Below are 23407 nucleotides of genomic sequence, written 5' to 3'. Positions count from 1 at the left end.
CGAGTAACGGGTGACAGCGACCCCGACGGCCATGCATGCCTGGCTTGTCGGGCTCTTGCTGTGCGGTTCTCTCGGGCGTCCCCGGCGATGTCTCCACTCTCGCCGGGCCGGAAGCGGCCCGGAAGGGCTACCGGGTTGCCGGAAGCGGCAGCTGCCGTTTCCGTCCTGGCCTGCGTGTCGGGGCGAAACCGCGCGGTCCGTGACCGCAAACGCCGACGGGCCGACCCCCGCAAAGGGGTCGGCCCGTCGGTGCGTGCACAGGGGCGGTTCCGCGTCGTCGCTCGTGGTTCCGCGTCGTTCCGTGTCGTTTCGCGGTCCACGGCGTCGGTGCCGCCCGGTGGTTCTTCCTGCCCTTCTCCTCCCTTTCCTCTAGCTTTCCTCTAGCTTTCCGCCATGACGACAAGCGATTTCGGTCAATGGCCCTGTCCGGACGCGCCTTCGTGGTGAGCGCTCAGCGCGCTCGCACCGTCGGCAGCCAGCCCTGCTGCACGGCCAGGGCCCCGGCCTGGAACCGACTGCGCGCGCCGAGCCGTTCCATCATGTCGTTGGCCACGCGACGCGCCGTGCGCGGCGATACACCCAGCCGTTTGGCGATGGCGTCGTCGGTCATCCCCCGGTACAGGAAGACCAGGACCTCGCGCTCCTGCGCGCTGAGCCCCGACTCGTCCCGCTTGTTCTCCTCGCCCAGGTCCTGGGCCGACGCCCACACGGTGTCGAACAGCGCGCACAGGGCGGTCAACGTGCCCTGCCCCGTGAGCACCACAGCGGCGTGCCGCGCGTCTTCGGCGTTGACGGGAATGAGCGCGGTCTCCCGGTCCACGATGACCATGCGCACCGGCAAGGACGGCGTCGTGCGCACGGCGCCGCCCCGCTCCGCCAGCCATTCGGCGTAGGCCACGGTGGGCGGACTGTTGCGGACGCTGTCCAGGTAGACCGTCCGCATCCGCACCCCGCGGTCCAGCAGCTCGGCGTCCAACGGCCTTGCGGTCTCCAGGCTTTCCTGCGTGTGCCCACCGTTGGGGGCGAAGGTCATCACCTCGGTCCGCACCCGGCGGGTGAGCAGCGCGAGCCGGTCGCGGATCTGGTCGATGTCATCGAGGAGCTCGACGCCCGGTTGCCGTGACGTCGAGCGCAGTTCGGAGAACTGGGCGATCAACTGGGCCGCCGCGGCGCGGGATTCCTCCACCCGTTGCCGCTGCGCCGCGAGGTCCGCCTGCTGTTTGGCCAACAGCGCCTCCATGCCCAGTTCGGGCTCGACCGCGCGCAGCCCGTTCTCCGCGGAAGGACGCACCAATGATAATTCGTGCAATCTGTCCAGTGCGGTCCGGACCGCGTGCTCCGGTCTCCCCAGGTGGTCGGCTAACGCGCCGACCCCTTTACCGGGATGGAGCAGCATCGCCCGGTAGACCTCCTCGGTCAGCGAATCTAATCCCAACAACCCCAGCATGACGTCCCCCTCATCAGATTCAGATTGATCATGGCAGATTGATCTCAGCATGTCAGGGCCAGAACGGGTAATTGCCGGAACCGGCCAACTTCATCTCCTTGTTACGGCCGGACGAACAGACGATCTTCGTTGTTATGCATCTCGTTCACTTACGCATGGCCCCCTTGGACGGCCGTCGGCAACTGCCCCGGGACACCGCGGCCCAGCTCATGGCGCGCGCGGACGCGGACGACGCGCTGGAGCACGTCGCCGTCGCGATGCCCGACCCGCACGGGCTTCCCGTCATCGGCCTGTTCTTCTCCTGCGGCGCCCTCGCGGACGCGGAGACGGCGGCCCTGCGCCTGGCGCTGCGTGCCCTGCGCTCACCCGCCTTCGCCGGTTTCGCCGTCGTGGAGTGCGGGGCGGCCCTGATGGAGCCCCCGTCCGGCTCCGCGGTCGACGCGGCCGACCGGTACCGGCAGGAACCGCGGCCGGAGCAGCCGCGGCAGCCCGAACCGCCCCGGGTGGAACCGGACCCGGCGCAGCAGCCGAAGCCCGACCCCACGGACCTCCACCTGCCCGACAGGAAGCACATGTTGGGACCGGTTCGGGCCCAACACTCCCTGGAACTGAAGAAGGCCTACCTCAACGGCGCGTCGATCCGCGAGCTGAGCGAGCTGACCGGCCGCTCGTACGGCTGGGTGCACCGGATGCTGGCCGAGGCCGGGGTGGCCTTCCGCCGCCGCGGCGGCCCGTCCGGTCCCGCCGAAGGTCCGACGGCCGAGGACTGACCGCTTCCGCCCCGCACGGCCCACAGAGCGACGCACGCAGAGACGAGGGACACCATGCCGATACCCGACGCCCGCCCGGACACCGTCCTCCTCGACGAAGAGTTCCTGAACCAAGAATTCCGCTCCCTGGGCCTGCCCGAGGGAGCCGTCGTGATGGTGCACGCGTCGCTCTCCGCCTTCGGCCCGGTACGGCACGGGGCCCACGCGCTGGTACGGGCGCTGCGCAGGTGCGTCGGCCCGACCGGCACCGTCGTCGCGCCCACCTTCACGCCCCAGGTCCGCGACCCGCATCCGCACACACCGCCCCTGGAGAACGCACGGGCGGACGAGGACCGGCGCCACGTGCCGTACTTCCACGACGGGCTCCCCACCTCGATGGGAGCGGTGTCCACTGCGGTGCTGGCGCTGCCCGAGCGCCAACGCGGTCACCATCCGCAGGTCTCGGTCGCGGCGGTCGGCCCGCTGGCCACCGCGATCACCGCGGAGCAGCCGCTCCAGCACGCCTTCGGCCCGGACTCCCCCTTCGAGCGGATGTACGAGCTGGGGGCGCACATCCTGCTGCTCGGTGTCGGCCACAACCGCAATTCCTTCCTGCACCACGCCGAGTCGCGCGTGCCCTGGCACCGGACCCAGGTGCGCCGGTTCCCGTACGAGATCCAGCACGGGCGGGCGTGGGTGGAGACCCCCGACGTCGCCGAGGACAACGGCCGCTTCTTCTCCCTGCTGGGCGCCGAGGCCGAGGCGGCCGGCCTGGTCCGCAGCCGCACCATCGGCTCCGCGCGCTGCCTGCTGATGGAGTCCCGCCGCTACACCGACTTCGCCGCGGACCGGCTGGCCGAACTGCTCGCCGAGGACGCCTGGGGGGCGGCCGCCGAGCAGCAGGCGGCCCTGGCCCGCGCCGCCTGACACCCGCAGCCGTCCGGGGCACCGCCCCCGGTCCCGGTTCATGTGGCGAGCCGCGGTGCGCCGGAAAGGAGAACGCGGGCGGCGGGGACGGCCGGAGCCACGAGCCGACCGACGGGGAGGGGCGCGAGGATGTCGGTTCCTTTCCGATTCCAAAAGCTTTGCGCCGAGACCATACGCAGCGCGTGCGGGGGCCGACCACTCGCCAATGGCCCAATACGTCAGGTCGATCGGCTCGGCCGCTTACACGTATCGCGCATTGCGTCGGCACCCTCGCGGCGCGAAATGCGGCCTTTCGGGGCGAATGCAGAATTTCGCAGGGCGTGAATTCCCTCGCCGAATATGTCAAGTCGGCCGGAAAGAGATGGAGTTCCGGGATATCGAGCGGAACCGATGGCGGTCGCGACCGAGCACGCGCACGACGCGATCATGGAGTTAGGGTGCCCGGTATGAACGCCACGACCCTGCGCGGTACCACGCTCCACCACGACGACTTCGGCCCGGCGGCGGGCCTGCCGGTGCTCCTGGTGCACGGCCACCCCTTCGACCGCACCCTGTGGGCGCCCCAGGCCGAGGCGCTGGGCGCGGCCGGCTACCGGGTCATCACCCCCGACCTGCGCGGCTACGGGCTCAGCGCGGTCACCCCGGGCAAGGTGTTCCTCTCCGACTTCGCGGACGACCTCGCCGCGCTGCTCGACCACCTGGGCATCGAGCGCGCGGTGGTCGGCGGCGTCTCGATGGGCGGTCAGATCGCCATGGAGTTCCACCACCGCCACCCGGGGCGGGTGCACGCCCTCGTCCTGTCCGACACCTCCGCCCCGGCCGAGACCGAGGACGGCAAGGAGTTCCGCAACCGCCTGGCCGACCGGCTCCTCGACGAGGGCATGGGCGGATACGCGGACGAGGTGATCGGCAAGATGCTCGCCGCGTACAACGTCGACGCGATGCCGGACGTCGCCGCGCGCGTGCTGGCCATGATGCGGGGCACCGATCCCCGCGGCGCCGCGGCGGCACTGCGCGGCCGGGCCGAACGCCGGGACTTCCGCGACACGTTGCCCGACGTCCGGGAGCCGGTGCTGATCGTCGTCGGGGCGGACGACGCGTACACCCCCGTCGCGGACGCCGAGGCGATCCGACGCCTGGTCCCCCACGCCCGCCTGGCCGTCATCGAGCGGGCGGGCCACCTGCCCGGCGCCGAACAGCCCGCGCGCTTCAACGCCGTCCTGCTCGACTTCCTCACCCCCCTGCTGCCGGGCCCTCGCACGCAGGCGTCGCCGTCGTAGCCGAGCGGACGCGAGCGGGCCGCACTCAGGGGTGCGGCCTGCGCAGGAGCGGAGGGGCCGGGTGCGAGAGGGGGCTGGCCGCCGTGGGGTTCAGGCCGTCCAGGAGCAGGGTCACGTAGCGGCGCCAGCCGTCTTCCGTCGGATCCATCGTCCACAACACGCTGACCAGCATGCTCATGATCCGCTTGACGTCGTCGGGGACGAGGTCCGCGCGGATCACCCCGGCCTCCTGGCCCCGCACGACCAGCGGGTCGAGCGCGTCGAAGAACCGCGCGCCCGTCTCCGCGGAGAAGACGCCCGCGTTCCGGGCGGCCGTCAGCACGTGGTACTCGTCGGCGGCCGACGTGAGGGCCGCCTCGATGACGGCGCCGAGGCCGCGCCGGGGGTCCTCGTCGGCGAGGGCCCGGTCGATGGCGGGGCGCACGTCGTGCGTGAACTGCTGGTCGAGCACGGCCCTCAGCAGGGCGGCCTTGTCCGGGAAGCGGCGGAAGAGCGTCGCGATCCCCACACCGGCCCGGCGCGCGATCTCGTCGAGCGGGGCGTCGGGGCCCAGCTCGGCGTACACGTCGCGGGCCGCCCGCACGATCTTCTCGACGTTGCGCACGGCGTCGGCGCGCAGTGGTCTGGGGGTCTCGGTCGACACGCCTTCGACCATACAACCGATAGTCGGCCATCAGATCTGGTTGACACGTCATGCGTCACGAACTGATAGTTGACTACTGATTGTGGTGTGCGCCGACCCCGCAGCCACGCGCCGCCGGGCAGTGCCCTCCGTATCTCGCGGGTCCCGTGCCGTCCGGCCGGCCGGTCCTGCGCACACGCCCCGAGGACCCTCCATGCCACAACCGCCCACGGCTGCCCCGAACACCGGCAGGGTGATCGCCACGCTCGCGCTCGCGGGCGTCGCCGCGGCCGTCATGCAGACGCTGGTCACCCCGCTGCTGACCGACCTGCCGACCCTCCTCCACACCTCCCACTCCAACGCCGCCTGGGTCGTCACGGCCACCCTCCTGGTCGCCGGCGTGTGCGTCCCCATCAGCGGACGCCTGGGCGACATGGTCGGCAAGCGCCGCATGCTGCTGGCCTGTTGCCTGCCCCTGATCGCCGGCTCGGTGGTGTGCGCCCTGGCGGGCAGCGTCGTACCGATGATCGTCGGACGCGGGCTGCAGGGCATCGGCATGGGCATGATCCCGCTCGGCATCGCCCTGCTGCGCGACGTCCTTCCCGCCGAGAAGCTCAGCTCCTCCATCGCCCTGGTGAGCGCCTCCATGGGCATCGGCGGCGGGATAGGCCTCCCGGTCTCCGCCGCGATCGCCCAGTACGCGAACTGGCGCTTCCTCTTCTGGGGCGCGGCCGCGCTCGCGGTGGTCGTGGCCGTCATGATCGTGGCCTTCGTGCCGGAGGTGCCCGCCGCCGCCAAGGGCCAGCGCTTCGACGTCGTCGGCGCCCTGGGTCTGGCCGCGGGCCTGGTGTGCCTGCTGCTCGCGGTGTCCAAGGGGGCCGACTGGGGCTGGGGTTCGGCCACCACGCTGGGCCTGGTCACGGCGGCCGTCGTGATCCTGGCCTCCTGGGGCTGGTTCGAGTGGCGCACCGGCGATCCGCTGGTGGACCTGCGCACCACCGTCCGCCCGCGCGTCCTGCTGACGAACCTCGCCTCCGTCCTCATCGGCTTCGGCATGTACGCCAGCATGCTCGTCGTGCCGCAGCTGCTGCAGTTCCCCGCGGCCACCGGATACGGCCTGGGCCAGTCCATGCTGGCCGCCGGTCTGTGGATGCTCCCCGGCGGGCTCATGATGATGGCCGTCTCCCCCCTCGGGGGCAGGCTCACCAACGCCCGCGGCCCGAAGGTCACCTTGGTCGGCGGGGCGCTCGTACTGGCGGCGGGGTACGCCGTGGCGCTGCTGCTCGCCTCGACGGCGCCGGGCCTGATGGTCGCCGTGATGATCATGAACAGTGGTGTGGCCCTGGCCTACGGCGCCATGCCCGCCCTGATCATGAGCGCGGTGCCGCTCGCCGAGACCGGCGCCGCGAACGGCTTCAACGCCCTGATGCGGTCCCTGGGCACCTCCGTCGGCGCCGCCGTCGTCGGCGTCGTACTGGCCCGGCTCACCACCACCACCGCGGGCGCCACCCTCACCTCCGAGACCGGCTTCCGAACGGGCCTCGTCCTCGGCGGCGGCTTCGCCCTGCTGTCCGGCGCCGTCGCCGCCCTCATCCCCGCCCCGCGACCGGAACGCCCCGATCCGCGCGACGCGTCGGACCCCGCGCCCGAGTCCGCCCCCACCACCACGCGCAGGTGACCCGCCCCTACTGTTTCCGGCCACCGCAGTAGACTCGCGCGACCAGCCCGAGGAGCTGGTCACGCACACCGCCCGGCTTCCAGGAGACACCCGTGTTCAAGGTCAACGAGTACTTCGACGGGACGGTCACGTCCATCGCCTTCCAGGGCGCGGACGGGCCGGCGACCGTCGGCGTCATGGCTCCGGGAGCATACGAATTCGGCACCGCCCAGCGGGAGATCATGCACGTCGTCAGCGGCGCCCTGACGGTCCGGCTGCCCGGCTCCGAGGCATGGGAGACCTTCGCGTCCGGCTCGCGCTTCGACGTTCCCGCCGACAGCACCTTCCACCTCCGGGTCGAGAGCGACACGGCCTACCTCTGCGAGTACCGCGACTGACCCGTCGCGGTGATCACAGGACCGCCTCTTTTCGGACGTCTTGCGCTCGGTCGAGCGCCGATGGGCGCCTGAACGGGTTTTGCGGGCAGGCGCGGTGCTGGCGCGGCCCCGCTCGGTCTCCGGGTCCCTCCCGGCCGCACGACCGACCGGGCCGCGCCCCACTCAAGGAGGTCCCACCATGCTGATCACCGTCACTCGCACCGGCGGGTTCGCGGGCGGGGAGCGCACCGCTTCCCTCGAAACGACGTGCCGCGCCGACGGACCCGCCCTGGAACGGCTGGCCGAGCTCGCGTCGGACGACGACGGCGCCGCGGGGCGGACGCCCGTGCCCGACGGCTTCCGTTACCTCGTACGGCTCGACGACAAGCTGGTGCGGTTGCAGGATCCCTACCTCACCGAAGACCAGCGGCAGTTGATCGACACCGTGCTGACCGCCGCCGCTTGAGCGGCCCGGCCGTCACTCGGCCGCCCGGTCGGTCCTCGACCGGGCGGCGGCCCGGCCGCCGGTGCGCGGCCGGGTCCCCCGGCGTCAGCCGATGAAACGCGTGGCGCCCACGAACGGGCGGTTCGCGAGGGGCTCTTCGCGCACCTTCTCCCCGGTCCTGGGCGAGTTGATCATCATCGGCTCGCCCTGGGCGTTCCTTCCGACGTAGATGCCGATGTGGGTGACGCTGGACGTGCTGCTGCCGAAGCCCACCAGGTCGCCGGGGCGGAGGTCGTCCGTCGACGTGATCCACTCGCCCGCGGCCGAACCGGGCGGCACCGCGCCGCCGCCCGCGTCGAACTGCGGCTGGCTGTCGCGGGGGATCGTGATGCCGAGCGCGGAGTACACCTGGCTCGTCAGGCCCGAACAGTCGTAGCCGAAACCGGCCGTGCCCGACCACAGGTAGTCCAGGCCGAGGAACTTGCGCGCTTCGGCGACCACGTCCTCGCCCGTCACCCCCGATGTCGGGACCTTCGCGAAGGCGGCCCGGTCGAAGTAGATCGGGCTGCCGTCGTTCGCCCGGGCCCGCACCACGGAGGGAGCGCCCGGGACCGGCTGCACGGCGAACTCCGTGTTGAAGGAGTACTCGACGCCCCCCTTGGGCCTCGCTCCCGTCGCCAGTGCCTCCCGAGAGCCGTAGCCCCAGGCCGTCGCACGGGTGACGCGCTCCGCGGTCGAGCCGGTCGGCGCCTTCTTCCGGACCTTCGTCAGCTGCCGGTCCGGCACCCAACCGGGATAGCCGACCGCGTCCCGGGGAGTGGGCTGGCCGTGGACGACCACCTTGTCCCAGAGCACGCCGTCCTTGGTCATCGTGTCCACCACGGTGACCCGGCCCCCGTACAGGGCCTGCGTCTCCCCCGGGACGTCGCGGCGCAGGTTGATGTCGGGGGCCATCGCGGCGAACCAGCCCCGGATGTCGACCGGGTTGGTGAGCGCCTTCGCGTCCACCGCCCGGACCTTCTCGGGGCTCTCCCAGATCTGGGCGACGGACACGTCGACGTAGCAGGTCCTGGCGCCCTTGCAGGCGGTCGGAGCCGCCGAGGACGACGCCGCGGACGTCGAGGACGGGGCGCCGGTCGCGGAACCCTGGGGTGCCAGGGGGACGAGGGCCATAACGGCGCCGACGGCTACGGGCAGCACGACTTTCGAGAGGGACATACGACGATTGTCCTGCGCGGGCCGTGGCGGACCAGGGACCGATCAGCCGCCCGTGCGGCTGATTCAGGCCACCGGGGTCGGGATCAGAGGGTCGTGGCGGGGGCTGCGGCGGGGGCTGCGGCCTCGGTGGGCAGACCGGCCTCCACCCAGTCCTGGATGCCCTCGCGGTACTTGCGCACGTCGGTGTAGCCCAGGGCGGTCAGCCGGTCGGCGACCTGCCCGCTGTTCGGGCACGCCGGGTTGGAGCAGTAGGTGACGATCGGGGCGTCCAGGTCGGGGAGGAGGGTCGGCGCCAGGGCGTCGACGTCCGCCCGGAGGAGCTCCACGGCGCCGGGCAGGTGCTGCTGGGCGTAGTACGCGCCGCCCAGGGTGTCGAGGACGGTCACGGCGCCGTCGTCGATCGCGGAGGCCAGCTCTTCGCGGGTGATGAGGAGGGTCATGCCACTGCCTTCCAGAGAAACGGACTATAGTCCTCTTACAGGTCGTGACATTACCGGACCGCAGTCCGCTTCTGCAATGCCAGGGAGAAGGCCGAGAGATGGAAGGACCGAACGTGACCGGAGCGATGGACCCGCCGCAGGTCTTGGAGATCCTGCGGACACCGCCGCCCAAGGAGCGCGCCGACGCGGCGCGCAACCGGGCCGCCGTACTGGACGCGGCCGCCGGCCTGTTCGCCGAGCACGGCGTCGAGGCGGTGTCCATGGACCAGGTGGCCGCGGCCGCCGGCGTCGGCAAGGGCACCCTCTTCCGCCGCTTCGGAGACAAGGCGGGACTGGCCGCCGCGCTGCTCGATTCCCGCGAGCGGGTGCTCCAGGAGGCCGTGCTGCACGGGCCGCCCCCGCTCGGACCGGGCGCCCCGGCCCCCGAACGCCTGGCGGCGTTCCTCGACGCCTACGTCGACTACCTGCTGGAACACCTGCCCCTGGTGCGGATGTCGGAGACCGCCACGCCCGGCGCGCGCTACCGGATCGGCGCGTACCGCTTCTGGCACCGGCACGTGGCGATCCAGCTCGCCGGGGCGCCCGACCCCGATCACGCCGCACACGCGCTGCTCGCGGCCCTGGCCGCCGACCACGTCGCCGCGCTGCTCCCCGAACTCGGCGAGGAACGGCTGCGCGCGGGTCTGCTCCGCCTCGCCCGCGCGGCCGCGTGACGGTGGCCCGCCCGGACGGCCGAGCCCCCTCGGAGCCGCCCCCGGCGGAACGAGGGGGCGGCTCCGAGGGCGCCGGTCCGCTACGGGCCCGCTACGGGCGCCCCGTATGCGGAACGGGCCGTCACATCATGCCGAGCAGGATCACCACCCCTCGGGCGATGACGGAAAAGGCGTCGATGATCCACTGGTCCATGCGATGGCTCCCGCTGTTCTCGGAACTCCGGCTCCCCGTCGCTCATCGCGGGGAGGGTGGCCGCCAAGCGCGACCACTCCCTTAGATGATCTTGAGGTGGAGCGGCGCCCACAATTCCCCGAGGGTCGATTCGCCCGCGCGATGATGCGACAGCCGACGGGCCGTCCGACGCGCCTCATGGCCCGCCCGCCGCGCCGTTCGGAGAGTCCCGAAGTCGCGCGGCTACGGCAGCAGGGTCTCCCGGTGCCGCCAGGCCAGGCGGAGCAGGGCGGCGCCGGCGGGTTGCATGTGTTCGCGCTCCGTCAGGCGCTCCACGTGGTCGGCGCGGAACGGGACGCCGACCGAGCGCCCCGTGTCGTCCTCGACGTCCACCACGCGGTGGCCCTCGTCGTTCGTGGCCACCAGCTCGGGGAACAGCGCGTCGAAGGCGGCGGCATCGAGGACGACGACCGTGAGCAGGTCGCAGACGAAGGTCAACGCGTCGATGCCCAGGCCGAGCCAGAACACCCGCGCCGTGCCCGCACGGCGCGCTTCCCGCAGCGCGGCGTAGAACGGCCACTCGTCGTAGGCGATCGCGCGGGTCGCGCTGCCGTGGTCCTCCGACGACCCGAGCAGCTCCTCGCTCATCTCCCGGGCGATGGAGCGCCACAGGTCGAAGTCGTTCGCCTCGTTCCAGGGGGCGTCCGCCGACGGCTGGAACATCCCGACCGGCATCACCTGGTAGAGGCCGCCACCGGTGGCCACCTTCGCCGGGTCCCGCCAGTGCAGTACGAAGCTCGCCGTACCGGCCCCGGCGTCGTGCCGGATCGTGAGGGTGCTGATCCCCGGCACCACCGACCGGCGCGCGAGGTCCGTCGGGTCCGCGATCTCCGCCCGGAACGGCGTGGCGGCCACCGGGACCGCGCCGCCGGGACCGGCCTGCGCGGCCGCGACCGCGAACTCGTGCGCCGACGCCTCGCAGACGTCGATGACGTCGAAGTAGCTGCCCCGGCCGAAGCGCAGCCGCGGGAGACCGGCCGGATCGTGGTCGACGTCCAGCAGGCGGTAGCACTGCCGGTTCTCGTACAGCCGGGGACGGGCCAGCGCCTCCACGGCGTCCGCGTACCGCTCGAACGCCGCCCCGCCCCCCGACCTCGGCAACGACGCCCGTACGGAGGCCTCCCGCCCCGTGATCGGCGCCGGGGCGGCCCCCTCGACCCACTCCAGGCGGACGTCGTCCAGGAGCACCGGCCGATCCGGTATCCACTCGGGCCGGGCCAACAGGGGCGTACCGGCGACGCGCAGGGCCTCGGGTACGTCGGCCACGGCGCGCCTCGCCAGCTCGAACCGGGAGCGGTTCAGCAGCTCGCGCTCCGTGCGCCAGGTCTCTGGACTCTTCGCGTGCGGGGTCATCGGGCCGGAGCGGGTCAGCGTCTTCTCCTTCGTGCGCGTCGGCGGCGGGGCCGCCGCGCCGAGGGCGCGCTCCTGGAGGCTACGCCTTGTGCGGGTCGGCGCCGGGGCGTTTGACGAGCCGGTCGCCGACCGCGAGCGTCTTCCAGAGCCGACGGCCGATCCGGACCTTCACCGTTTCGCCGTCCGCGAGGCGGACCTCGACGAAGTGGTACATGTTCGCGCCGTCGAGCATGCCGCGGGAGGTGCGGGTGACCACTCCCTCCCAGGAGTCGTCCCGTCCGGTCTCATGTGTTTTCGCCATGCCTCCGAGGCTACGGAAGGCGGCCGTCGGCCCGACAGGGCCGCGCATCCCGTCCTCGACGGTACAAATGTCCCGCGCGACCCCGGTGCACGGGCAACGGTCGGACGGTCAGGCCTTCTTGACCACGCTCGACTTCAGCTGCATCGCGCCGAAGCCCTCGATCCGGCAGTCGATGTCGTGGCCGTCGACGCCGTCGATCAGCCGGATGTTGCGGACCTTGGTGCCCGCCTTGATGCCCGAGGCGCTGCCCTTGACCTTGAGGGCCTTGACGACCGTCACGCTGTCGCCGTCGCCCAGTACGTTGCCGACGGCGTCCTTGACGACCCGTTCCCCGGCGGCGCCAGCCGCGCCGTCAGCGCCTTCGGCCCCCTCGGCGGGCACCCATTCGTGGCCGCACTCCGGGCACACCATCAGAGCGTTCATCTCGTAGGTGTACTCGCTGGAGCACTTCGGACACGAAGGCAGCTTGTCGCTCATTCGCACACGTTTCTGTAGTCGAGGACCGGACACCCCGGCGGACCGCCGGTAGACCGGCGGCCCGCTGGGAAATAACCCGACAAAGGTATCAAATTGCAAACCTTTGCAGCTCAGGCCCCGGGCGGCGCGGCAGCCGTTCGGCGGGCGGCGATCTCGCCGAGCTCCTCCTCCGTGAGGGCGATCCCGAAGACCTCCCGCAGGGTCGCGTCCAGGGCCTCGGGGGCGATCGCACCGGTGGTGCTCGTCCCGTCGGGGCGGGTGGTGACGAGCGTCAGGTCGTCCAGGCTGTGGTGGGCGGCCGGGGTCATGCGCTGTGCGAACAGCCGACGGACGAACGGCGAGCGCGCGTGCGTGCCCACGAAGTGGCTGCCGACGACGTAGTCGATCGGGTACTGGGCGGTGAGGGTGAAGGTGTGCCGGTCGATCCAGGGGGTCGGGGCCCGCTCGGGGTCCTTGTCCGGGCCGGACGCGCCGGGAGCGCTCTGGTAGAGCCACCACTGGTCGATGCCGTGCGCGCCGGGCCGGCGCTCCAACCGGTGCCGCCAGCCGTCGTGGGCGACGTGGGCCCCGTCCGCGAGCTCGATCGGTCCGAGCGGGCCGGCCCCGAAGCCGACGTCGCACAGCCACGTGCGGTCGTCGTCGCGCGTGGTCACGGCGAGCAGGCCGTGGGTGGCGGGGAGGACCTTGGGGGCGCCGAGGCTGACCCGCCCGATCATGCCGGTGACGTGGAAACCGAGGCGTTCCACGGCGGCGGCGAAGAGGAGCACGTGCTCGAAGCAGTAGCCGCCGCGACGGTCCCGGACGAGGCGCGCCTCGACGGCGGGGAGGTCGAGCGGCAGGTCCCGGCCGAGGACGGCGTGGACGTTCTCGAAGGGGATGCCGGTGGTGTGGGCGCGCTGGAGGTCGTGCAGGACCGCGAGGGTGGGCTCGCGGGGACCGTCGTAACCGATCCGGGCCAGGTAGGCGTCGAGGTCGAGCAGTTCACCGGACCAACGGTCGGGTCGGTGGTCGGTCGGGCTGACGGCGGCGGTCGCGGTGGCCCCGGGGTCGGTTGGCTGGATGCTCATGATCCAATCCTCCTACCTCGGCCCGGTCCGAGGTCAAGCCGGGGTGCGCCACACCGTTCCGGGATGCGCGTGCGGCCCCTCCGTGCACAGGCGCGGGCCGAGTCGGGACCGCAGGGCCCGGGCGGTGGCCCGTACCTCGTCGTCCATGGGGCCGTCCGCGACGACGTCGAGGACGGCGAGTGCGAGGTCGGCCTCCGCCCGGGTGAGGAGGGGCAAGCGTTCGGGTTCGGCCGAGGAGTCGATCTCCTCGGACACGATGCTGGTGTACAGGTCGTCTAGCGTCACGTGGGAGAAACGAGTCGGCCGGAGCCAGGTCACGGACGGGCGCGCCGCCCCTCCCCCGGCGCCGCGTCGGCGGGATGTCGGTGGGGCGGCGGGCAGGGCGGCGGTCCGTCGGCGATGTGTCGGTGGCGGCCGGGAACGTGGGTCCCGAGCGGCCGCCGCAGACGTCCGGGGCCGCCGACGTCCACAGCACGGGAGAACCGCAGCCATGTCGTCCGCATCGCCCACCTCCGCCGCCCCGTCCCCGTCCACGTCGACGGCCACCGTCCCGTCCTGGGACGTGCGGCGGCCGCCCGCGGCCCCGGGGCGCGTCTTCCTGGTCACCGGTGGCAACGCCGGCATCGGCTACTTCGTCGCGGAGCAGTTGTCGGCGACCGGAGCCACCGTCGTGCTCGGCAGCCGCGACCCCGCCAGGGCCGAGCTCGCCATGGCCTCGATCCGCGCCCGGGTCCCCGGTGCGCGGCTGCGGGCCGTCCGGATGGACCTCGCCGACCTCTCCTCGCTCCCGACGGCGGTGGAATCGCTGACGCGGGCGGTCGAGCGCCTCGACGCGGTGGTCCACAACGCCGGTGTCGCACGTGACGAACGGACCCGCGCGGAGACCGGGGACGGCCACGAGCTCATGTTCGGCACGAACCACCTCGGCCACTTCGCCCTCACCCGGTGGCTCATGCCCCTGCTGTCGGCCGCGCCGACGGCCCGCGTCGTGACCGTGGGCAGCTTCGCGGCGAAGTCCGAGCGGCTCGACCTGGGCGACCTCCAGTCCAGGCAGGACTATCGGCCCGGGACCGCCTACGGCCGGTCCAAGTTGGCCCAGATGTACTTCGGCATGGAACTCGACCGCCGCCTGCGCGCCGCCGGGAGCACGGTGGCGAGCGTGGTGGTCCATCCCGGCGGAGCCTTGGACTCCCTCACCCCGTCGCGGCCACCGCTCCACGTGCGGACCACCGGCGCGGCGCTCCGGGCGGCGCCCGCGGCCCTCATGGTCCAGGGCAAGGAGGCCGGTGCGTGGTCCGCGGTCCGCGCGGTGCTCGATCCGGACGTGCGGGGCGGCGGGCTGTGGGGGCCACGCGTCTTCGGCCTGCGCGGCGAGCCCCGGCCCGAGCGGGTGTGGAAGCACCTCGCCGACGCGTCCGTCGCGGCGCGGCTGTGGGAGGCGAGCCGCGAGCTGACCGGCACCGATCCCGTGGCGCGGTGAACGGACCGGGCGGCGGCGGGAGCGCGCGCACGTGCGTCGGCCCGCGCGCGCCCGGCGCCCGGGCCGACGCGGAGGGCCTCCGTACGGCGTCCGCCGCCCGGGCCGGACGGGCCCCGGGCGACGGACGTCGGCGCACGGCGAGGAAGGACTACCTGCGGTACGAGGAGACGTAGCCGGCGCCCGGCGAGCCGACCCCCGTCACCACGTCGTACCCGCTCACCGCGGCCAGCGAGCTGTCCTTGCCCAGACTGCGGGCCGAGGTCACCAGCCCGGCCGAGGCGTCGACGCTGTTGGCGAAGTCGACCCGGGCGACGGCGAGATCACGGTTCTTGCCCAGCGGGTGATCCGTGACGTCGTGGTAGAGCGGGGTGCCGTACCGGGAGTAGATCGCGGGGTTCGCGAACCCGATCGGGCGGTGGCGGGCCTGCTGCGCGAGCGCCTGCACCGCGGCGATCACCGGCGCGGCGAGCGAGGTGCCGCCGATGCGGTACTCGTCGTACGAGACCGAGCCGTCGGGCCAGGACTGCGTCTGCCCGACGAGGAAGCCGGTGTTGGGGTCCGCGATGGCCGCGATGTCCGGGACGGTGCGCATGCGGGTGGCGCCGTTCGCCTTGGCGAGCGCATCGGGTACGACGCCGCGCTGGTAGCCGGGTTGGGCGACGGTCGCGCTCGTGCCACCACCGGCGCCGCTCGTGTAGCCGCCCGGGAAGCCCGTCCAACTGGCGCCGTCGGCGCTCAGCGGGGCCTTGAGGGTGCCCCAACCCGTCTCGAACTGGTAGGTGTTGCCCTTGCCCACGGCCAGGGAGGTGCCGCCCACGGCGGTCACCCAGGCCGAGTTGGCCGGGGTGTCGACCTGCTTCTTGCCCGTGTTGGCGACCTCGTCCCCGTTGTCACCGGAGGAGAAGTAGAAGCCGATGCCCTCGATGGCACCGAACTTGAAGGTCTGGTCGTAGGCCGCCGCGATGTCCGGGGTCTCGTTGGCTTCCACGTCGCCCCACGAGTTGGAGACGATGTCGGCCAGCCGACTGTCGACGACCTTGTTCAGCGCGTCGAGGAGGTCGGGGTCGTTGCACGAGGCACCGGCGACGTACACGAGGTTCGCGTCCGGGGCGACGGCGTGCACGGCCTCGACGTCGAGGGTCTCCTCGCCGTACCAGCCGGACGCGTCGCACTCCTCGGTCGCGGTGTACTCGGCGGGCACGACCTGGCGCAGCTGCCGGGCCTTGTAGGGCTTGTCACCGTTGCGCCCGGCGTACTTCTGCGCGTCCTGGGCGATGGTCGGCGAGGCGTAGGCGTCCGTGATGGCGACGGTCACGCCCTGGCCGGTGTACCCGCCCGCGCCGTAGGCCGCCCGCAGCTGCTGGCCCGTGTACCCCTTGACCGCGTACGGGATCTTCGTGCCGTAGGCGTCGGGCAGGGTCTTGGCCACGTTCGACCCGAAGTAGGTCGACGAGGGACCGGCGTTGCGGAAACCGGCGCCGGGGCCGGGCAGCGTGTCCTGGTGCGTGGAGGTGTGCGGGGCGTTGTCCAGGCCCGTCACGGTCAGGACCGCGGCGGCGAGGTCCCCGGGGGCCGAGGCGGCCTTCGAGGGGGCCCGGTAGGTCTTGCCGCCCTTGCGGTAGTCGTGCAGTTGGGTGGCGAACGCCTTCTCCGCCGCCGACGCGTCGCCGGAGACCGATATGTAGTGCTGGTTGGAACCGGTGACGGAGAGCCCCGCCTGCTGGAGCCAACGGGTGACGGCCCCGATCTGGTCGGCGGTCGCGCCGAAGCGCTGTTGCGCCTGCGCGGGGCTCAGGAAGTTGCCGTAGGTGGCGGAGTGCGGGTCCGAAACGGCCGCGGCGTAGGCGCTGAGCCCCTTCGCGTCCCGCCCCGCCAGGTACACCCGGGCGTTCACCTTCGCGGAGGACGCCGCCGCCCCCTGGTCGGCGGCGGCGGTGGCCCAGGCGGGCTGGGTGCCCTCCAGGGCCACCCTGCCTCCCGGGACGGGACCGGCGGCCTGCGCGGACGGAACCGCCAGGGCGAACGCGCCGGTGAGCAGCGGTAGTGTCGCTGCGATGGCGCCCAGGGTGCGGCGCCGCGTGCGGGTGCTTCTCATGACATCCCTTGGGGTGAGATGGAGGTGGTCGCGGGCCGTACACCGACGGGCCGGTGTACGCCGCGCACTACCGCGCAACTCTTGTCAGGAACGGTTCATGCCGGGGACACGGAGCGATCAAGAAAGCTCAAAGAGCTTTCCAGCAAATGGAATTGACGCGGCGCCGGATGCGGCGCCCGGCAGCGCTGCGGACGTGACGATGCCGACCGCGGGTGTGCGGCCGGCATCGTCACGAACATCGGGGATCGGGCGTTGCTACGGGGCGGAGCCCCACCCCGGGTGGATCAGGGGCAGGTCACCAGGATGATGGAGAGGGCGGTGCAGGTGACGCTCGCGGTGTCGTTCGCGTGGTTGGGGTCGGTGGGCGCGGAGGCGGTGCGCGCTCCGGTGACCTTGACCGGGCCGAGGGTCAACAGGTGCAGCGGGACGCGGAAGGTCTTGCTCGCGCTCGCGTTGTTGGCGATGGTCCCGTAGGTGCAGGTGACCGTGGCACCGGCGCTCGTGCATCCGGCGGAGAGGTTCGTGGCCGAGGCTCCGGCCGGGAGGGTGGCGGTCAGGGTCGCGGAGGTGACGGTGCCCGGGCCGGTGTTGCGCGCGGTGAGGGTGTAGGTCAGGTAGGGCAGCAGCAGGCCCAGTTGGGGCTGCGTGGTGAGGTCGACGTCGATGTCCGCGGGCGGCGCGAGGTAGGTGTACCGGGTGGCCGGGCTCACGGCGCTGGTGCCGCCGGGGGTGGTGACCCGTACGTCGACGCCTTCGGCCGCGTGGGCGGGAGCGGTGACGGTGCAGGTGGTCGCGGTGCAGCTGACCCCGGTGGCGGGGGTGGAGCCGAAGGTGACGGCGGTGGCGCCGGCCAGGTTGACGCCGGTGACCGTGACGGCGGCGCCGCCCGTCGTCGGGCCGGAGGAGGGGCTGATGCCGGTCACGGCGGGCACCGCCGTGCCCACGCTCAGCACCTCGAGGGTTTCGCTGCCGTTGTTGACGACGTAGACCAGGTTGCCGTCCGGGCTCACCCCGGCGTCGACGGGGCCGCCGCCGACCGACGCGTTCTTGGTGACGGTGTTCGTCGCGGTGTCGATCAGCGACAGGGTGTTGCTGCCGATGTTGGGCACGTACGCGGTCGCGCCGTCCGGACTGACGGCCGCGCCGCCCGGGTTGCCGCCGGTGGTGATCGTCGCGGTGACGGCGAGCGTGGCCGGGTCGACCACGGACACGGAGTCGCCGGCGCCGTGGCTGGCGTACACCGCTCCGCTCACGGGGTTGACCGTGAGCGCGTACGGCTGCGCGCCGAGCGCGACGTTACCGGTCACGGTGAGGCTCGCGGTGTCGATGACGCCCAGCGTGCTGTTGCCGACGTTGGAGACGTAGGCACGGGCGCCGTCGGGGCTGAAGGCGACGTCGCGCGGGAACGGACCGACCGGGACCGTCGCCGCGACGGTGTTGGTGGCGGTGTCGATGACGCGGACCGACCCGTTGGAGCCGCTGGAATCGACGACGTAGGCCCGGGTTCCGGCCGGGTTGACCGCGACCGACTTCGGGTCGCCGATCCCGCCGATGGTGGCCGTCACCGTGTTGGTGGCGGCGTCGACGACGCTGACCGTGCCCGCGCCGCGGTTGACGACGTAGAGGTGCGCGCTGTCGGGGGTGACCGCGAGCGCGGTCGGGCCGTTGCCGACGGGGATGGTGGCGCCGACGGTGTTGGTGGCGGTGTCCACCACCATGACGGTGTTGCCGGGGTTGCCCCCGAAGACACCGGCGTTGCTGACGTAGACGTGCTTGCCGTCCGGTGCCACCGAGAGGTTCTCGGGGCTCGCGCCCAGGGGGACGGTGGCGATCGGGGTCGGCCCGTCCACCGCCGCCGCCGGTGTGGCGCCCAGGGCGGACAGGCCGGTCGCGGCGAGGGCGAAGGCGGCGACCAGCGCCGTGCGGCGTCGGCCGCGGAGGCGGTGCGGGCGTAACAGGGTGCTCGTGGACACGATGGTTCCCCCCTCGAAGGCCGCGGCACGACGGCGGGAAGCGGAGGCCCCCGGGAACCGGCTGTGGCGCGGTCACACAAGACGCGTCCGGCCGTCGGCGTCAACCACCCCGGCAGACGACGGGCGCGTCCCTCGCATGCTCACCGAAATCCAGCCACGGCGAGTCGCCGACATCGTGCCAGCGGGGGATCACGTACCGGGCAGAACTTTCGCAGTTGTCCATTTCAGATCAGGTGATGACCGATTCAGTGAGCGGGTTGTCTGCTTGGACCACCCGCTCCCGGAGCGACATCAGACGTAACGCACGGGGCGGGTGTAGCGGATCGCATGCTCGGCCGCCCCCAGGTACAGCGCCGTGCAGAAGGCCGCGTCCACGGCCCGCGCCCAGGGGCCGGGGTGGGTGGCGGCCGCGTCGGCGACCGCCGGGCCGTCGAACCAGTTGGTGAGGGCGAGGTTGCCGCCGTGCAGGGGGACCTGCGGGGGCAACGCGATCCGGTCGGCCAGGCGCCGGGCCGCCGCGCGCGCGGCGTGCGCACCGCGGACGGTGGTGACGTCGTCGTACGGCGACGCGACCGGCAGTTCGAGGGCGCCCTCGAAGGCGACCGGGACGAGCAGGTCCCAGCCCAGGAGCGCGTCGTAGCACTCCTCACCGGCCGGGTCCTGCCGGCACAGCTCCTCGAAGGAGCCCAGCGGCCTGTTCAGCTTCTCTTCGAACGGCGCTCCGGAGCGCGCACGCGGATCCCGCGGGGACGGCTGCGGGCAGGGGTCGAGCCCCCGTCGGCGCAGCTCGGCGGCGAGGGCCCGCGCGGTCGGCCCGAGCACCTCTTCGTCCGCCCAATCGTCGGGGCCGACGTCGCACACGTAGATTCCCATGCGGAGAACCTACGATCCAGCACTGACATCCGGCGGGCCGCTCAGGCCCCCGCGGCGCGCAGTCGTTCGAGGTAGAGCGCCGGATCGGGGCCGTGGGCCCGGTCCTGCGCACCACCGCGTACGTGGGCCAACTCGCCCTCGCGGGAGATGCGCAGCATGGTGGTGGCGGCATGGGGCGCACCCGACTCCCGCAGGGCGTCCGCGTCGACGACCGCCACGCCCGGCCCGAACATGGCCGTCGCCTCCGCGGCGGTGGCGGCCGGTGGCCCGCCGGTGCGGTTGGCGCTGCTCACGTACAGCCGGGGGAAACCTTCCAGCAAGGGGGCCAAGGGCTGCCAACGGGCGCCGAAGAGCAGCAGGTGGCCGTCCCGCAGCGCGGGCCCGGCCCAGGCCGGACAGGGGGCGTCGGCGCTCACGGGCACCAGCAGGGTGACGCGTTCGCCGCGCAGCAGGTCCAGCGCACCGCGCCGGGCCGCCGGTGAAAGGGACAGGGCCGGGGCCAGGTCCTGCCAGACGGCGTCGGCGTGCACCCACAGGGCGACCTCCTGGTCGGCCGGTCTGCCCTTGGCCCGGTTGACGGCGCCGGGCGTGGTGGCGGCGACGACGTAGGTGAGCGGGCTGGGGTTGGGCAGGACCGCGGCGCGCCCGTCCCCCAGGGCCTCGGAGGCGGCGGCGATGTCCAACGGCGCCTCGGGCGCCGCGTCCGACGAGGCGTCCGGCGCGGCGTCCGGAAGGGCATCCGACGGGGCGTCCAGCGGGGCGGAGTCGTTCGGCATGGTCCTGTCCGTTCGAAGGGCGTACTCGGTGCGCGGGGGGGGTGCGACGGCGACGATACGTGCCTGCGCGCGGGGCGTTTCAGAGCGGCTGCGCGGTGGCGGTGAGGCCGTCGAGGTAGGCGGCGAAGTCGGCGTCGGCGATGACGGCCCGGCCGTCGCGGTAGGCGCGGTCCTTCACCCAGTCGAGCGCGGTGCGCGTCTGTGCGGGATCCAGCCGGTGCCCGAGCCGTTCGGCGACGGCGCGCAGCACGCGACGGCTCGCCAGGTGGGTCAGGACCACGGTCGGGGCCAGGCCGAGGTGCCGCTGGGGATCGTAGGGCTGGAAGGTCTGCGGGTGCGTGAAGGGCGTGCCCGTGGAGATCGTGGCGACGCCCGTACCCACGACGGGGGTGGTGACCGTCAGCGGAACCCCGGTCTGCTCCGACACCATCCGGGCGATCCCCGGCAACCGGGTCAGGTCGGGCGCGGTCCACCACGGCTCGGCTCCGCGCCCCAGGACCTGCTCCGCCTTGGCCGGATCGTGGCCGAGCAGGAAGAGCAGCTGTTCGGTGGCCACCATGCCGCTGCGCTCGGCCATGCCCAGCCAGGAGCAGGCCGCCACCCGGACCCCGCTCGCCAGCGCCGCCAGGGTGTTGGCCAGCGCGAGACCGAGGTCGTTGTGCAGGTGCGAGACCAGGACGGTGTCCGGTCCCGCGCCCGCGGCGACGCGCTCGAACAGGGCCCGCGTACGGTCGGGCAGGAGGTCGCCGACCGTGTCCGCGAGGACGACCGTACCCGCGCCCTGGGCCGTCATCGCCCCGGCGTACTCGGCCAGCAGGGCGGGGTCGGCGCGGGGGGCGTCCACCAGGCACACGTCCACGGCGACGCCGTCGGCCCGGTGCACCGCTTCCTTGACCACCGTCAGGCCCTGTTCGAGCGCCTGGCGGGCGTCGGTGTGCACCAGGGCGTGTGCGGTCGCCTCCGAAGCCGCCACGATCACCATCACCCGGGCGTGCAGCGCACCGCGCACCGCGCTCAGGGCCAGCCGCACGTCGGCCTGCGTGCCGCGGCAGATCGCGGCCGGACTGACCGACTCCTGTGCTTCCAGGGCGACCTGCCGCGTCGCTTCGAACTCCTGCGCGCACACCGAGGGGAAGCCCGCCGCGAAGACCACGTGGCGCGGGCCGTCCGCCCCGAACACCGCCCCCTGTTCCCTGGCCAACCGGACCCGGAAGGGTGCGCTCATCAGCGTCTTGGCCTGCGCCCCGTCCCGCGCCGACTCCTCGAAGAAGACCACCCGGCCCGCGCCGGCCGACTCGCGTACCACGTCCACTGCGGACACCCTTGCAACCCTCTTCCTCCGTGCGGCACTTGTTCGCCACGCCGTGCGACGACCTTCTCACGCGGAGTGCCGCCGGGAGGGGTGATCGACAAGGGCGGACAACCCTCGACCCGTATCGACTCGTATCGACGCCTCTCGCGTTCCGTCGGCCGCGGGCGTCGAAGGAGCCGGGACGGGGGTGCGCGGGGGTGGTTTCGGGACGGGCTGGAACAGTCGATGATCTTGCCGCTCGCACCGCCGGTCCGGATCCCGCCGGATGCGCGCGGACACCACCGCAGGCCGCCGCATGGACAACTCCCCCGATCGCCGCGCGCCGACAGCGGAAGCGGTCGCTCACACAATGGCCGAAACCGCACCTCTGCACATCTCTCGGGCATGTGACCCCATTGACCCCACAGCGCCGCCACGGTTGCATGCTCGTGTTCCTCCGGTAGGGAACCGGGGGAGAAAACCTGTCCTACTTGGGGGGAAAATGAGGGGAAAGACGAACGGGAGCACCACCAGACGATTACGGGCCGTCCTGAGCACGGCGGTCGCGGTCTGCGCCGTCACGGCGGTCATGCCCGCAGCCACGGCGGGGGCCTCGGGCAGTCTCACCAGCACCGTCGAGAGGATCAGCGTCGCGCCCGACGGCACCCAGGGCAACGGGAGTTCCACCGGCGCCTCGATCACGCCCGGCGGCCGGCACGTCGCCTTCACCTCGTCGGCGACCAACCTGGGGACCGGCGCCGCGTCGGCCGCGGACCGGCCGTACCTGCGCGACCTGCAGACGGGACAGACCAAGCGGGTCTCGGACTACACGCCGCTGGGCCCCGTCGCGGTCAGCGGCAACGGAGGGTACGTCACCTACCCGGTGCAGTGGATGCGCAACGTACGGGTCCGCATGGAGCAGATCTCCTCGGGAGCGGCGATCCAGGCCAACTGCTCCGCATGGAGCTGCAACCAGTCCTCGTTCAGCACGGACGGACGGTACCTGGCCCTCGCCATCCTCCACACCCAGCGCGGGTACGAGTACCAGACCATCGAGGTCCAGGACGCGCAGACCAACACCACGCGGGTGGTCATCAACCTGCCCCACCTCGCCGCGTCCCGCCCGTCCATGAGCGGTGACGCCCGGTACGTCGCCTTCCAGGACGGCGAGTCGAAGGACGTCTTCCTCCGGGACCTGATCGGCGACACCATGGTCGGCCCGATCGAGGGCCCGTCCGTGGCGGCCTCCCTGGTCCAGTTGAGCGACGACGGCAGCAAGGTCGTCTACCTCGCGGGCTCGAACACCTACGTCTACGACGTGGCCACGGCCACGTCCCAACTGGTGGCGAACGTACGGGGCGTGGCCATCGATCCCACGGGCCGCCACCTCCTGTACGCCCCGGCCGGCTCGACCGGCGCGTCCACGCTCACGCTCCGCGACCTGCAGACGGGGACCGACGAGATCGTCTCCACCCAGCCCGCCTCGGCCGGGACCAACGCGGTCAGCACCGGTGGGCACGACGTGGTCTTCCAGTCCACGGCGTCCGACATCGTCCCCGACGACACCAACGGCACCTCGGACCTGTTCGTCCGCCACTTCTCCTGACCGTCCCC

23 protein-coding genes are annotated in these 23407 nt (G+C 72.7%); 9 read left to right on the top strand and 14 right to left on the bottom strand.

Features of this window, described 5'->3' with window-relative positions:
* Window positions 1-451: 451 nt before the first annotated feature.
* Window positions 452-1447: a LuxR C-terminal-related transcriptional regulator gene (locus ACFWAR_RS11280; protein ID WP_385775519.1), complete on the bottom strand. Its 996-nt coding sequence runs from the start codon at window positions 1445-1447 to the stop codon at window positions 452-454.
* Between the two features lie 155 nt (window positions 1448-1602).
* Between ACFWAR_RS11280 and ACFWAR_RS11275 the strand changes: the two genes are divergently transcribed.
* The 3 genes from ACFWAR_RS11275 (at window position 1603) to ACFWAR_RS11265 (ending at window position 4403) form a co-directional block, all read left to right on the top strand.
* Complete coding sequence (locus ACFWAR_RS11275) at window positions 1603-2217, top strand: helix-turn-helix domain-containing protein (protein ID WP_385775517.1); 615 nt, start codon at window positions 1603-1605, stop codon at window positions 2215-2217.
* Between the two features lie 54 nt (window positions 2218-2271).
* Window positions 2272-3123, top strand: a complete 852-nt coding sequence (locus tag ACFWAR_RS11270) for an aminoglycoside N(3)-acetyltransferase (RefSeq protein WP_385775515.1) — start codon at window positions 2272-2274, stop codon at window positions 3121-3123.
* A gap of 446 nt (window positions 3124-3569) precedes the next feature.
* Window positions 3570-4403, top strand: coding sequence for an alpha/beta fold hydrolase (locus tag ACFWAR_RS11265; RefSeq protein ID WP_385775513.1), 834 nt, complete (start codon window positions 3570-3572; stop codon window positions 4401-4403).
* 25 nt (window positions 4404-4428) lie between these two features.
* Here ACFWAR_RS11265 and ACFWAR_RS11260 read toward each other — a convergent pair whose 3' ends face one another.
* A complete protein-coding gene (locus ACFWAR_RS11260) occupies window positions 4429-5046 on the bottom strand; it encodes a TetR/AcrR family transcriptional regulator (RefSeq protein WP_385775511.1) in 618 nt (205 codons plus the stop codon).
* Between the two features lie 193 nt (window positions 5047-5239).
* Between ACFWAR_RS11260 and ACFWAR_RS11255 the strand changes: the two genes are divergently transcribed.
* The 3 genes from ACFWAR_RS11255 to ACFWAR_RS11245 all read left to right on the top strand — a co-directional run bounded on the left by ACFWAR_RS11255 (window position 5240) and on the right by ACFWAR_RS11245 (window position 7525).
* Window positions 5240-6703 (top strand): MFS transporter, encoded by a 1464-nt coding sequence (locus ACFWAR_RS11255; RefSeq protein ID WP_385775509.1) that lies wholly within the window; start codon window positions 5240-5242, stop codon window positions 6701-6703.
* 92 nt (window positions 6704-6795) lie between these two features.
* Window positions 6796-7080: a pyrimidine/purine nucleoside phosphorylase gene (locus ACFWAR_RS11250; RefSeq protein ID WP_385775507.1), complete on the top strand. Its 285-nt coding sequence runs from the start codon at window positions 6796-6798 to the stop codon at window positions 7078-7080.
* Window positions 7081-7258: 178 nt separating this feature from the next.
* Window positions 7259-7525 (top strand): protealysin inhibitor emfourin, encoded by a 267-nt coding sequence (locus ACFWAR_RS11245; protein ID WP_385775505.1) that lies wholly within the window; start codon window positions 7259-7261, stop codon window positions 7523-7525.
* A gap of 84 nt (window positions 7526-7609) precedes the next feature.
* Here the strand turns inward: ACFWAR_RS11245 and ACFWAR_RS11240 are convergent, their stop codons facing one another.
* Together ACFWAR_RS11240 and ACFWAR_RS11235 are read right to left on the bottom strand one after the other, a co-directional pair.
* The gene (locus tag ACFWAR_RS11240) at window positions 7610-8722 is read right to left on the bottom strand and encodes an NlpC/P60 family protein (RefSeq protein WP_385775503.1); all 1113 of its coding nucleotides are present in this window, start codon (window positions 8720-8722) and stop codon (window positions 7610-7612) included.
* 83 nt (window positions 8723-8805) lie between these two features.
* The gene (locus tag ACFWAR_RS11235; protein WP_385775501.1) at window positions 8806-9162 is read right to left on the bottom strand and encodes a rhodanese-like domain-containing protein; all 357 of its coding nucleotides are present in this window, start codon (window positions 9160-9162) and stop codon (window positions 8806-8808) included.
* A gap of 98 nt (window positions 9163-9260) precedes the next feature.
* Here ACFWAR_RS11235 and ACFWAR_RS11230 point away from each other — a divergent pair, with 98 nt between their 5' ends.
* Entirely contained in the window at window positions 9261-9875 is a 615-nt protein-coding gene (locus ACFWAR_RS11230; protein WP_385775499.1) for a TetR/AcrR family transcriptional regulator, read from the top strand.
* A 415-nt stretch (window positions 9876-10290) separates the two neighbouring features.
* Here ACFWAR_RS11230 and ACFWAR_RS11225 read toward each other — a convergent pair whose 3' ends face one another.
* The 5 genes from ACFWAR_RS11225 to ACFWAR_RS11205 all read right to left on the bottom strand — a co-directional run bounded on the left by ACFWAR_RS11225 (window position 10291) and on the right by ACFWAR_RS11205 (window position 13590).
* On the bottom strand, window positions 10291-11460 hold the full coding sequence (locus ACFWAR_RS11225; RefSeq protein ID WP_385775497.1) for an XRE family transcriptional regulator: 1170 nt from the start codon (window positions 11458-11460) through the stop codon (window positions 10291-10293).
* Between the two features lie 79 nt (window positions 11461-11539).
* Window positions 11540-11761, bottom strand: coding sequence for a hypothetical protein (locus ACFWAR_RS11220; RefSeq protein WP_385775495.1), 222 nt, complete (start codon window positions 11759-11761; stop codon window positions 11540-11542).
* 108 nt (window positions 11762-11869) lie between these two features.
* Entirely contained in the window at window positions 11870-12238 is a 369-nt protein-coding gene (locus tag ACFWAR_RS11215; protein WP_385775493.1) for a zinc ribbon domain-containing protein YjdM, read from the bottom strand.
* Between the two features lie 110 nt (window positions 12239-12348).
* Window positions 12349-13305 (bottom strand): arylamine N-acetyltransferase, encoded by a 957-nt coding sequence (locus ACFWAR_RS11210; protein WP_385775491.1) that lies wholly within the window; start codon window positions 13303-13305, stop codon window positions 12349-12351.
* Between the two features lie 33 nt (window positions 13306-13338).
* Window positions 13339-13590 carry a hypothetical protein gene (locus ACFWAR_RS11205; protein ID WP_385775489.1) on the bottom strand — a complete coding sequence of 84 codons (252 nt, stop codon included), beginning with the start codon at window positions 13588-13590 and terminating at the stop codon, window positions 13339-13341.
* 205 nt (window positions 13591-13795) lie between these two features.
* On the opposite strand from ACFWAR_RS11205, the gene ACFWAR_RS11200 reads away from it, so the two are divergent.
* Window positions 13796-14785 (top strand): SDR family NAD(P)-dependent oxidoreductase, encoded by a 990-nt coding sequence (locus ACFWAR_RS11200; protein ID WP_385775487.1) that lies wholly within the window; start codon window positions 13796-13798, stop codon window positions 14783-14785.
* A gap of 148 nt (window positions 14786-14933) precedes the next feature.
* Here ACFWAR_RS11200 and ACFWAR_RS11195 read toward each other — a convergent pair whose 3' ends face one another.
* The 5 genes from ACFWAR_RS11195 to ACFWAR_RS11175 form a co-directional block, all read right to left on the bottom strand.
* Window positions 14934-16880 carry a protease pro-enzyme activation domain-containing protein gene (locus ACFWAR_RS11195; protein WP_385775485.1) on the bottom strand — a complete coding sequence of 649 codons (1947 nt, stop codon included), beginning with the start codon at window positions 16878-16880 and terminating at the stop codon, window positions 14934-14936.
* Between the two features lie 284 nt (window positions 16881-17164).
* Window positions 17165-18853 carry an IPT/TIG domain-containing protein gene (locus ACFWAR_RS11190; protein WP_385775483.1) on the bottom strand — a complete coding sequence of 563 codons (1689 nt, stop codon included), beginning with the start codon at window positions 18851-18853 and terminating at the stop codon, window positions 17165-17167.
* 291 nt (window positions 18854-19144) lie between these two features.
* The gene (locus tag ACFWAR_RS11185; protein ID WP_385775481.1) at window positions 19145-19726 is read right to left on the bottom strand and encodes a hypothetical protein; all 582 of its coding nucleotides are present in this window, start codon (window positions 19724-19726) and stop codon (window positions 19145-19147) included.
* A gap of 41 nt (window positions 19727-19767) precedes the next feature.
* A complete protein-coding gene (locus ACFWAR_RS11180) occupies window positions 19768-20502 on the bottom strand; it encodes a hypothetical protein (RefSeq protein ID WP_385775478.1) in 735 nt (244 codons plus the stop codon).
* A 79-nt stretch (window positions 20503-20581) separates the two neighbouring features.
* Window positions 20582-21814: a 2-isopropylmalate synthase gene (locus ACFWAR_RS11175; protein WP_385775476.1), complete on the bottom strand. Its 1233-nt coding sequence runs from the start codon at window positions 21812-21814 to the stop codon at window positions 20582-20584.
* Window positions 21815-22295: 481 nt separating this feature from the next.
* Here ACFWAR_RS11175 and ACFWAR_RS11170 point away from each other — a divergent pair, with 481 nt between their 5' ends.
* Complete coding sequence (locus tag ACFWAR_RS11170) at window positions 22296-23399, top strand: hypothetical protein (protein ID WP_385775474.1); 1104 nt, start codon at window positions 22296-22298, stop codon at window positions 23397-23399.
* The last annotated feature ends 8 nt before the right edge of the window (window positions 23400-23407 follow it).

The organism is Streptomyces sp. NPDC059917 (assembly GCF_042730635.1).
In the GTDB taxonomy this organism is placed as follows: Bacteria; Actinomycetota; Actinomycetes; order Streptomycetales; family Streptomycetaceae; genus Streptomyces.
Note: the sequence above shows the minus strand (reverse complement) of the source record. Positions and strands in the feature narration are given on the sequence as shown.

What these genes read in the sequence shown, in the direction of transcription:
- ACFWAR_RS11280 (WP_385775519.1), bottom strand. Translation starts at nt 1,447, where the DNA reads ATGCTGGGGTTGTTGGGATTAGATTCGCTGACCGAGGAGGTCTACCGG.
- ACFWAR_RS11275 (WP_385775517.1), top strand. Translation starts at nt 1,603, where the DNA reads ATGGCCCCCTTGGACGGCCGTCGGCAACTGCCCCGGGACACCGCGGCC.
- ACFWAR_RS11270 (WP_385775515.1), top strand. Translation starts at nt 2,272, where the DNA reads ATGCCGATACCCGACGCCCGCCCGGACACCGTCCTCCTCGACGAAGAG.
- ACFWAR_RS11265 (WP_385775513.1), top strand. Translation starts at nt 3,570, where the DNA reads ATGAACGCCACGACCCTGCGCGGTACCACGCTCCACCACGACGACTTC.
- ACFWAR_RS11255 (WP_385775509.1), top strand. Translation starts at nt 5,240, where the DNA reads ATGCCACAACCGCCCACGGCTGCCCCGAACACCGGCAGGGTGATCGCC.
- ACFWAR_RS11245 (WP_385775505.1), top strand. Translation starts at nt 7,259, where the DNA reads ATGCTGATCACCGTCACTCGCACCGGCGGGTTCGCGGGCGGGGAGCGC.
- ACFWAR_RS11240 (WP_385775503.1), bottom strand. Translation starts at nt 8,722, where the DNA reads ATGTCCCTCTCGAAAGTCGTGCTGCCCGTAGCCGTCGGCGCCGTTATG.
- ACFWAR_RS11235 (WP_385775501.1), bottom strand. Translation starts at nt 9,162, where the DNA reads ATGACCCTCCTCATCACCCGCGAAGAGCTGGCCTCCGCGATCGACGAC.
- ACFWAR_RS11230 (WP_385775499.1), top strand. Translation starts at nt 9,261, where the DNA reads ATGGAAGGACCGAACGTGACCGGAGCGATGGACCCGCCGCAGGTCTTG.
- ACFWAR_RS11225 (WP_385775497.1), bottom strand. Translation starts at nt 11,460, where the DNA reads ATGACCCCGCACGCGAAGAGTCCAGAGACCTGGCGCACGGAGCGCGAG.
- ACFWAR_RS11220 (WP_385775495.1), bottom strand. Translation starts at nt 11,761, where the DNA reads ATGGCGAAAACACATGAGACCGGACGGGACGACTCCTGGGAGGGAGTG.
- ACFWAR_RS11215 (WP_385775493.1), bottom strand. Translation starts at nt 12,238, where the DNA reads ATGAGCGACAAGCTGCCTTCGTGTCCGAAGTGCTCCAGCGAGTACACC.
- ACFWAR_RS11210 (WP_385775491.1), bottom strand. Translation starts at nt 13,305, where the DNA reads ATGAGCATCCAGCCAACCGACCCCGGGGCCACCGCGACCGCCGCCGTC.
- ACFWAR_RS11200 (WP_385775487.1), top strand. Translation starts at nt 13,796, where the DNA reads ATGTCGTCCGCATCGCCCACCTCCGCCGCCCCGTCCCCGTCCACGTCG.
- ACFWAR_RS11195 (WP_385775485.1), bottom strand. Translation starts at nt 16,880, where the DNA reads ATGAGAAGCACCCGCACGCGGCGCCGCACCCTGGGCGCCATCGCAGCG.
- ACFWAR_RS11185 (WP_385775481.1), bottom strand. Translation starts at nt 19,726, where the DNA reads ATGGGAATCTACGTGTGCGACGTCGGCCCCGACGATTGGGCGGACGAA.
- ACFWAR_RS11180 (WP_385775478.1), bottom strand. Translation starts at nt 20,502, where the DNA reads ATGCCGAACGACTCCGCCCCGCTGGACGCCCCGTCGGATGCCCTTCCG.
- ACFWAR_RS11170 (WP_385775474.1), top strand. Translation starts at nt 22,296, where the DNA reads ATGAGGGGAAAGACGAACGGGAGCACCACCAGACGATTACGGGCCGTC.